Genomic DNA, 7625 nt, shown 5'->3' on the forward strand with positions numbered 1-7625 from the left:
AGATGGGCTTACACTCATGAACATAGTTACCAAAAATGAAAACGGAAAAACAAGGGCAGTTCATACCTATATAGGATATGAAGGAGAAGGCTTTGCGTGTGTTGCTCATTCTGAAGGATTGGATGAGCCAGGAGTTATCTACAGTTATTCGAGTCATGTAAGAATGCTTAAAGCAAACCTTCCGTATCTGTTGGATTGTTTCTGGTCTAACATAAAATAAACAGTAGCCGGGATTGATTGGCAATTCAATCCCGGCTACAACTATGTTAATCATTGAGTGGTAAAATCATTGGAAGTTAAGAGAGATACTCAAGCAAATACGCACTGAGATATCCTCCAAATCTGACAATATATTATTTCTTAATTTTGAAGATCGCATGGTCACTGAACAGATCCAAACATGGCAAGACATCGTATCCTATGTAGAATCTAATAAACGTAGCGGATTCTGTTATGTATTTCTTGATGAAGTTCAAGAAATAGACGAGTGGCAATCTGCCTGCAAAACTCTTCGATTAAGAGATTGTTCCGTCTTCATAACAGGATCAAACTCCAAACTTTTATCCAAAGAATTCACCCAGGAGTTATCCGGAAGATATGTTTCGTTCAGAGTTCGTCCATTTGTATACAAGGAAATTTTAGAATATGCCAAGGAACTCGGAAGAGACATCTCTATTTCAGATTATTTGATATGGGGAGGCTTTCCGAAACGCTTGGAATTTCAAGGAGAAGAAGAATTACGAATATATCTCAATGACCTCGATAAGACTATTGTAGAAAATGACATTATAAACAGATACAAAATTGTAAAATCGGATGTATTCAGAAAAGTTGCAAGCTACACACTTATTTCCAATTCACGCATTTATTCAGCAAAAGCAATATCCGACTACATGAAGGGAAATAATCTTTCCTGCACAAGTAACACTGTACAAAAATGGATATTTTATTTAGACGAAGCATATATAATCGATCAAGTAGACCGTTATTCCCAAAAGGCAAAAAAAGTTCTTGAAAACAGCCATAAACTCTATAATTGTGACGTAGCCATGAATTCAATACGCTGCACCAATAATCGCTATGATATAACTCATAACCTCGAGAATATCGTTTATAACGAGCTCATTTACATGGGCTATAAAGTTTCAGTTTATGACAACAACGGTAGAGAAATCGATTTCCTTGCAGAAAACGGAAATTACAGATATTTCATCCAAGTAGCATACAGCGTAGCCGAGGATAAAACATACCAACGCGAAATGTCAGCATTTAAAGGTCTAAACCAAATCGATACAAAAATACTCATCACCAATGATGATATCGACTATTCAACAAGCAATGTAAAACATATTAAATTAAAGGATTTTCTTTTGATGGATACTCTTGAATGATCCGCAAAAATTTTATAATCAAATAACCGAAATGCATTTCACCCAAATGCATTTCGGCTGAATTAATTTCAATAAAACATATTCGGAAGGAAATTAATTTGTGTTAATTTCCTTCCGAAGGATATCATGATTTTCTCCCCCGACTGATGAATCATCGTTAATACAGTTCCTTATCTAGATTGATAAATCTACAACCTCAATCCCATGACTTTTTACTGAAGATATAAGCTGATTACGACCATCATAATCAAACTCCCCCAAATAAAGTTCTTTACTCTTTCCATTTTTCAACTTTAATTTTAGATGGGTATGATTCCTATAAATACATTTACTCACATCTTCATAGCAGTATGTATGCGTAATTACCCCTGTTTTCATTCTAAATCCATCCTGATCTATGAATATCGTTTGTTTACACATAATATCAACAATAAAAACCATTAATACTGAAGTTACTAAAATTATCGAAGCAATAACAAGAAAATCTTGCAGTGACATCCCATATGCAACTCTGATAAGCATATGTATCACCACTCCTGCAACCGGAATCATTACAACAACTCCTTTTCTACTCTTTCCCTGCTTAATAACTCTAGTTTCCATTTCACCTCTTTCTTCCCAAACTAATTACCATCATTTAATATTGTAATTATGTTCCATAGGAATATTTTTTTCTTCAAAAAACAATATCAATTCATCAAAATTATTCCAGCGCTCACTAATATTACTATTTATCCAGACTTTTTTTCCTTTTACATAAATATCAATCCCCTTATATAATACGCCCTTTCTGCCTAGATTAACTATTACAATGCGATCAATATCCTCTATCAAATAGGTTCTTTTAAAAATAAATAGCGTCTCGACTTCTAACTTTTTATCCATAACAGTAACTTTATCCGTACACAAAGCCATCATAAAAAAAAGAGCACATAAAACTAAAAGAAATATCATAGAATCTAAAATAGGATTTGAGTTATTTTTATCCAATATCACAGGTATAAACAAGTAGCCCATAGCTAATAAAAGAACTAGAGATGTCCCCACCCCCAACAACCATTCTTTGGGTCTCAATGTTATTCTTATTTCATTAATCATGCAATACACTCCTCTCCAGAAACTGTGTTTTCAGAAAACATATAGTTATCTTCTATTATAGAAACAACATTTTCGCTCAATTCTGGTATCATTCCCCACTTACTCTTAACTTTTTCTGCACTTTCTATAGCTTTAGAAAGAATATTCTCCAGCCTATCCTCTACATTCGCTATGCGTTTTTCTAGTTTTCTATACCCTTCAGTTCCCGGAGTCACATCATTTAATCTTGACCGTAACTTACTTAAAAGATCTTCTATATCACTTTTTTTAGTCTTAGTTGATCCATCCACGTATTGTCCTCTTTTCCTCATTTCAGCTTCAACGTGTTTACTAACGGCCTCTTCATTAGTAAATCTATCCAAAACTGCATCACTAATTGAAGAAAAAGCCACTGAAGTCCCAAAAGTCACAAACGCTTTACCTACATTAAAATGCAAATGGCTGAATAATATTTCCGTTCGTCGTATAAGCATGCTTCTTTTGTTTTCCTGTAAACGGATCAATATTTATTCCAAAATCTCCGCGCATTATCTGTTATTATTTATTATTTTTTAATATCTTTATAGAGTACAGAACCATTCCTCCAAGCCCCACAAAATAGAATATAAAAATAGTAATAGGATAAAAAATAATTGATAGAGCCCTTATTATTCCCGATTGCCTTTTGAACCAATCAATGTAAAATGTCAAACCAAATCCAATTATCAATGAAAAAACTATCCCAGATAATGTTATTAACATCACTACCATCAATTCATTAGCATTGTTAGCAGTATTATTTACAAATAGTATTCCCATTAATAACGATACTATAGCTCCAACAAGCAATGTTATTTTTACCACTTTAAAAGGATTGCCCATACTTTTTTCTGCAACAGTTCTTTCTTCACTGACATTTCTTGATTTTATCCATTTTTTTAACTCATCCAGGTTCCCAGTTGTGAATGCTCTATTATCCAAAATAATCATCTTTTTATTCTCAAAATAAAGAAATGAATATTTTTTTACAACACAAAGCTGTTTAACATCGTTAATATTATGCTCTTCTCTATTACTAATTTCATTATCTTTTCTAATCTCTTGTACCAATTTGTTATCTGAAACAGTAATCATACAATCATATATTTTATCTTTATATGTTTTTTTTGCTTTCATGCATATATAGAGAATTCTAACAACATTACATATAATAAAAAACAGAATAATACCCGTCATATATATGCTATTCTCATTACTTATCATGCCAATAAGCGATATGAGCAAAAAGCCAAACATAATACACCAAAAACTCCTAGTTTTATCCCTTCCCCATATCTCATGCTCAAATGATATTCCAACTATAGTTTTTTCATCAATACTAAAATTATTCTGCATCATTATATTCTGTCTCTCCTATTATCCTTCACACTATAGTCTCCATGCCACCTTTTTCTTCCCCAGCTGTCATTAAATTATTGTTGCTCACGTACCATAGGAATTTTCTTTTTTCTCAAAAACAATAATAGTTCATCATAATTATTCCATATCTCGCTAATTTTCCTAATAAGCCTTATTTTTTTGCCTTTTACATAAATATCAATCCCACTATAACATGCAGATTTTGCTCTTAACTGTAGTTCCACAACCCGATCAATATCTTCTACCAAATAAACTCTTTTAAAAATAAACAGCTTTTCAACTTCTATTTTTTTATCTGTAACAGTAACTTTATAGGTATATGAAACCATTAGTAAAAAAATTGCACTTAAAAATATCGAAGTCACTATTGGTCCCGCAACCGGATTTGTTTTATTTTCATCCAATAATGCTTCTATAAACCAATATCCCATAATTATGAAAAAAAACAAAAACAACCCAAAATTGAACCACCATAATTTTTGTCGCAACGTTATTCTAATATTATCAGTCATGCAATACGCTCCTCCTCTGAAAAATATTCTTATCTTTTATTATAGAAGCAATCGTACAAAATAAACTCTGTATCCATGAAAATTTAGCCCCTAGCACTATAATTCTTCGTATTTTAAGCACAACGGCTATTCTTGCATCAGCAGGAACAGCCGTTGTAACTACATTTTTAAAATTATTTAACTTGATTATCATGCTGTACTAAAAACTAATTTTTCCGTCTGCAAAACACAGTGCACCAAAAAATATGCTTTATTTTAGTACTCAAATCCAATCTACTTTTTGTTACTTTCTCTAATTTTTAATATGAGAATAATCACTCCACCAATTGCATAGCAACCAACAATAGCTCCCAAAATATAATTTCCAACCAAGCAAGTCCTTATTGCAATAAACAAAGAAAGTAGTGCACAAACTACCACCCATATAATCAGCTTTATATTTAACTTTCCCTTATTTTCATCCATTTTAATTTCCACTCCATTTATTAGATTTATCCTTCAGTATCAGCTTCTAACTTATCAGCATGTTTCGAATTCCATGTAACCGGGCAAAGGTCTTGTTCTTTCAGCACCTTCAATAACTTATCAACATTACTACACTGCGTTTCTATCTCAAATTCTTTTTTGCCGTCTTTCTTAAATACCACATTCAAGTGATTTACTTCAGCTGATATCTCATCCCACAAAAAGCTCTTTTCACGGAATATCCCGCGACAACAAATACCTTTCTCTGTAGCATTTAATGAGTATCTATAATAGTAAAGAAGAAAATAAATCCCTAGTATATTAAGAATTATTACCGCCGGAGAAAAAACATATATAAAAATTATCTCTCCTAAGTTTTTATAAAGCATATAACTTAAAGGTATAAAAAACATCCCAAAAAAGATACCTGCATACCCCATAAACAAAATGTTTTTTTTGTATCTCAGAACAATATCAAAAACATCATTATTTCTTTTTGGCTTTTCTTCCACTTCAGTTGTATTTATATATTTATCAAAATCCGATATTCGTTTTATAAGTTCCTTGCTCTTAACCGTAAAATCATATTCATCTCCAGACCACTTTATGCTCCAAATATTATTGTCTTCTGTCGGCTTGCAAATGATATATGCTTTTTCTAAATCTATATCTACAGCCTTCCAGAACCTGCGCACATAGAGCCAATGATTCTCAGCATCAAATGATACTCCGCACTGTTCCAATAACAACATAATCGTATAATCAGCAAAAAACACTATTATACTTATTTTCCAAACCATATGAAGTATCTTAAATGAAACTCCACATATTCCCAAGCCAAGAATCGATAAAATTATCAGAATTGATATTATACATATCTTTTTAGTTTGTACATATTTTTTCTCATGAAATAATATGGTTGTTTTGTTATATGCTTTCGAAAAAGCTGAATTAGAAGAAATAACAATAACTATAATAATCAGAAAATATATCAATTCAACAAAACGAAATATAATCGGCATTTGCGAAAGCTTTTCCGATAAATCCATAAGTAGCAAAAACTGTCCTGCCAGTTTGGTATCAGCAAACCATCCTATAGTTCCTGCTAAAATCAAAATTCTTCCAGGCCACATCAAATATCTTATATATATCTCTTTAGCCTGTTGAGCCGGCCACTTCAACCTTATATCTGTTCCCCATAAATTTATTAAAAACATTAATATATATATCGGTTCTAAAAAACCAGCCGCTGCAAATTGAACATAATCCAATGTACTCATAGTTTGTCACCTCAAATAGTAAACCATTACGCCTCACAAGGATCTTTTTTTCCTATATTCCTAGTCAAAACATTATCTGTAAATGTATACGTTAATGTACTCCAAGCATACCCTGGCACTAATGAAAATGCATTCCAATAAGCTCCCATCGGATTGATTCCATTTTCACCAAACAAATCTAAATCTAATCCTTGAATAGCTTTATCCATATAAAGTGAAGAAAAGCCCTGGATTCCGCCTAAAATAGCAGAATTCCACAATATCTTTCCAGAATCAAGTGCATCCTCTCCTTTTTGAACACGGTCTTCACTATTAGAAAACTCCGTTACCGCATTACCAACAAATCCTCCAACTACATTAGTTACAAAATTTGATCCAGGAAATGGAAGTTCAAGACTACTAATCGCACCATTTACCATGCCTCCCATAGCTCCATTCCATGCAGGACATAAAACAGAAGCGTTTGCCGCAGCGCCTTGAGCCGCTCCCACACCAGCTTTAACCAAAGTATTAACTCCTCCAACAAAATCTCCGGCACCAAATCTTACACCTGCAATTCCTCCAGTTATTGCACCTGAAGCTCCATAAAGTAGAGCCTTTTTTACACTTATTTTTTCACCAGCAATAACATCTGATCCTATACTAATTGCTACACCTATCGCACCGCCAATAGCTGCTCCAATTAACGCTCCACCTAGGATTGTCGGAAAATTACCATCATTATCCACAAATATAATTGGATTCCCCCAACAATATCCATAATGATTAAGCGTAAACGGACTATCAATAAATCCTTTTACATTATCTTCAGACTGAAATCTTCCAGTATCCGCACTATAGTATCTCACCTGCGCAAACTTAAGGCCGGATATCTCATCTTCCTGGTAGCTAGTAAATGCAAACGGCTGAATGATGTTGCCCTGCTTGGTGTAGCCGTGCTTTTTCTGCTTTCCAGTAAACGGATCTATGTTTCTACCAAAGTCATCAAATGCATATGCACTTACAGCAGCTCCGTCTGTACCTGTCATATACATAGGTGAGCCAAGTTCATCCTGGAGGTAGTAGAAGTTATTTCCTCCCTTTGACATGGAGATCACGTTGTTATCATAGACAAAGCTTTCTGTCTCTCCATTAACTGTGCGTTCAAGAAGGTTATAGTAATCCTTTGAAAGATCGCAAAGATACTCAATTCTTTCTTCAGGTTTTACTGATGCCACTCTGAATCCAAGTCCGTTGTAGAAGTTTTCAAGTTCTCCCTTATCCTTATCAACTACCTTTGAGAGCATATTTGTAGCATCAAAAGTAAAAGCCTTCTGCAAGAGACCGTTTATGAACTCTTTTGTCTGGTTTCCTCTCTTATCGTAATCATAGGTCTTAAGGATTGCCTGGGAGTTATTGAGCTCTTTGGCTTCTACAAGTCTGTCAAGAACATCATATGTGTAAGATGTCTTTACATCAGTCTCAGACATGCTTGTTCTGTT

Annotated in this window: 10 protein-coding genes; 2 read left to right on the plus strand and 8 right to left on the minus strand. The window is 33.5% G+C overall.

The annotated features are described in order from the left end of the window. Positions 1 to 220: hypothetical protein (locus T356_RS21305; RefSeq protein WP_026514330.1), on the plus strand; the 220-nt coding region annotated here is incomplete at its 5' end. Positions 221 to 317: 97 nt separating this feature from the next. After that, entirely contained in the window at positions 318 to 1391 is a 1074-nt protein-coding gene (locus T356_RS0109830) for an ATP-binding protein (RefSeq protein ID WP_255346960.1), read from the plus strand. A 174-nt stretch (positions 1392 to 1565) separates the two neighbouring features. Here T356_RS0109830 and T356_RS0109835 read toward each other — a convergent pair whose 3' ends face one another. The 8 genes from T356_RS0109835 to T356_RS0109875 all read right to left on the minus strand — a co-directional run. After that, positions 1566 to 1994 carry a hypothetical protein gene (locus T356_RS0109835; protein ID WP_026514332.1) on the minus strand — a complete coding sequence of 143 codons (429 nt, stop codon included), beginning with the start codon at positions 1992 to 1994 and terminating at the stop codon, positions 1566 to 1568. Between the two features lie 30 nt (positions 1995 to 2024). Further along, positions 2025 to 2489, minus strand: coding sequence for a hypothetical protein (locus T356_RS0109840; protein ID WP_026514333.1), 465 nt, complete (start codon positions 2487 to 2489; stop codon positions 2025 to 2027). Then, on the minus strand, positions 2486 to 2962 hold the full coding sequence (locus T356_RS0109845) for a hypothetical protein (RefSeq protein WP_026514334.1): 477 nt from the start codon (positions 2960 to 2962) through the stop codon (positions 2486 to 2488). The genes T356_RS0109840 and T356_RS0109845 overlap by 4 nt, the downstream gene beginning before the upstream one ends. A gap of 64 nt (positions 2963 to 3026) precedes the next feature. Continuing rightward, complete coding sequence (locus T356_RS0109850; protein WP_026514335.1) at positions 3027 to 3866, minus strand: hypothetical protein; 840 nt, start codon at positions 3864 to 3866, stop codon at positions 3027 to 3029. Between the two features lie 74 nt (positions 3867 to 3940). Further along, positions 3941 to 4399 (minus strand): hypothetical protein, encoded by a 459-nt coding sequence (locus tag T356_RS0109855; RefSeq protein ID WP_026514336.1) that lies wholly within the window; start codon positions 4397 to 4399, stop codon positions 3941 to 3943. Between the two features lie 273 nt (positions 4400 to 4672). After that, a complete protein-coding gene (locus T356_RS0109865) occupies positions 4673 to 4864 on the minus strand; it encodes a hypothetical protein (RefSeq protein ID WP_026514338.1) in 192 nt (63 codons plus the stop codon). Between the two features lie 26 nt (positions 4865 to 4890). Further along, entirely contained in the window at positions 4891 to 6144 is a 1254-nt protein-coding gene (locus T356_RS0109870) for a hypothetical protein (RefSeq protein WP_026514339.1), read from the minus strand. 26 nt (positions 6145 to 6170) lie between these two features. Beyond that, on the minus strand, positions 6171 to 7625 hold a 1455-nt coding region (locus T356_RS0109875), incomplete at its 5' end, for an RHS repeat domain-containing protein (RefSeq protein ID WP_026514340.1).

Origin of the sequence: Butyrivibrio sp. LB2008, assembly GCF_000621565.1 — a bacterium.
GTDB lineage: Bacteria > Bacillota > Clostridia > Lachnospirales > Lachnospiraceae > Butyrivibrio.

What these genes read in the sequence shown, in the direction of transcription:
- T356_RS0109835 (WP_026514332.1), bottom strand. Translation starts at nt 1,994, where the DNA reads ATGGAAACTAGAGTTATTAAGCAGGGAAAGAGTAGAAAAGGAGTTGTT.
- T356_RS0109840 (WP_026514333.1), bottom strand. Translation starts at nt 2,489, where the DNA reads ATGATTAATGAAATAAGAATAACATTGAGACCCAAAGAATGGTTGTTG.
- T356_RS0109845 (WP_026514334.1), bottom strand. Translation starts at nt 2,962, where the DNA reads ATGCTTATACGACGAACGGAAATATTATTCAGCCATTTGCATTTTAAT.
- T356_RS0109850 (WP_026514335.1), bottom strand. Translation starts at nt 3,866, where the DNA reads ATGATGCAGAATAATTTTAGTATTGATGAAAAAACTATAGTTGGAATA.
- T356_RS0109855 (WP_026514336.1), bottom strand. Translation starts at nt 4,399, where the DNA reads ATGACTGATAATATTAGAATAACGTTGCGACAAAAATTATGGTGGTTC.
- T356_RS0109865 (WP_026514338.1), bottom strand. Translation starts at nt 4,864, where the DNA reads ATGGATGAAAATAAGGGAAAGTTAAATATAAAGCTGATTATATGGGTG.
- T356_RS0109870 (WP_026514339.1), bottom strand. Translation starts at nt 6,144, where the DNA reads ATGAGTACATTGGATTATGTTCAATTTGCAGCGGCTGGTTTTTTAGAA.